We start from the raw sequence: 282 nt of genomic DNA on the forward strand, positions 1-282 counted from the left end.
TGCACGTCGTCGCCCATCGGGACGTACGTGTCGTAGGTGCCCGTCTCTCGGTCCTGGAAGCCGTAGACGCCCGTCTCGCCCGGGTTGACGCCGGTGGTCAGCGACGGCCAGCACGCGCTGGACTCCGGCGGCACGATGCTCTCTATCGCCGCGGCACTGCCCTCGCGGGCGATCTCGTTGAGGTTCGGGAACACGTCCTCGTTGTCGGTGACGAGGCTGTACGGCACACCGTCGATACCGAAGAAGGCGACGCGTGGCGCGTCGTCACCGCGTAACCTGTCG

At 67.7% G+C, this 282-nt stretch carries 1 protein-coding gene; it reads right to left on the reverse strand.

Translation table 11 applies throughout. The features are described 5' to 3' along the window. Nucleotides 1–282, reverse strand: a 282-nt coding sequence (locus SM754_RS20200) for an alkaline phosphatase family protein (protein WP_323677934.1), incomplete at both ends; no start/stop codon positions are given.

The sequence above is a fragment of the Halorubellus amylolyticus genome, assembly GCF_034808145.1.
Taxonomy (GTDB): Archaea; Halobacteriota; Halobacteria; order Halobacteriales; family Natrialbaceae; genus Halorubellus.